The organism is Oleiphilus sp. HI0128, assembly GCF_001635365.1.
The window spans coordinates 1-982 of sequence record NZ_LWGG01001530.1; the positions used below are offsets into that span (position 1 = coordinate 1).

Sequence of the window (982 nt, forward strand, 5' to 3'; positions counted from 1 at the left end):
ATGCACCGTACCCTCTGCTGACGATACCAGGCTGATAGCCTCTTTCCTGAAGCGCTTGCACCAAGTATGCAACCAATGGTGACTTTCCAGTCCCGCCGAGCGTAATATTGCCAACCACTATAATGGGTAAACTGGAACGATATGAGGTCTTAAAACCTAAGCGGTATAGCCATGCCCGTATGACCAAAATAAGCATATAGATAAGTGACAGTGGTGCCAGCAGGTATAGCCAAGCAGCACCTTGGTACCAAGCATCGGTTATGCTCGTTGAAGCAGCACGTTGCTGATCCTGACTAGGCATCGTCCGCCAGGTTCATATTGTAAAGTTTGGCGTACTCACCATTTGCAGCCAGAAGTGATTGATGTGTTCCCTGCTCGATTACACGACCTTGGTCCATCACTACAATTTTATCTGCATTTTCTACAGTCGATAGGCGATGCGCGATCACAATTGTTGTACGTCCCTCCATCAATACCTCCAACTCACCTTGAATAGCTTTTTCTGACTCTGTATCCAGGGCTGAGGTCGCCTCATCGAGAATCAACACTGGCGCATCTTTCAGCAAGGCTCGTGCAATAGCGATACGTTGACGCTGCCCACCGGACAACGAGACACCGTTATCGCCAAGCTCTGTATCAAAGCCCAGGTCTTTATCCTCAATAAACGCTAATGCATTAGACTTTCTCGCAGCCTCTTGTACATCCTCGATCGAAGCACCTTCCAAGCCTCCATAGGCAATATTCTTGGTAAAGGTATCGTTGAACAAGGTCACCTGCTGAGTAACCAATGAAATCTGATCTCTAAGAGAACGCAAGGTATAGTCTTCGACTGGCACACCGTCTAAGGTAATGCTGCCAGATTGGGCTTCGTAAAAGCGTGGAATCAGGTTCGCCAGTGTCGACTTACCACTACCGGAGCGGCCGACCAAAGCAACGGTTTCACCAGGCTTGATCGATAAATCAATATTCTTCAGGATCGCTT

General features: G+C 48.2%; 2 protein-coding genes. Both read right to left on the reverse strand.

From position 1 onward, the window contains the following. The coding region (locus A3763_RS25250; RefSeq protein ID WP_197483123.1) for a tetraacyldisaccharide 4'-kinase at positions 1–301 on the reverse strand (301 nt) is incomplete at its 3' end. After that, the coding region (locus tag A3763_RS25255; RefSeq protein WP_156495324.1) for an ABC transporter ATP-binding protein at positions 294–982 on the reverse strand (689 nt) is incomplete at its 5' end. The genes A3763_RS25255 and A3763_RS25250, both read right to left, overlap by 8 nt.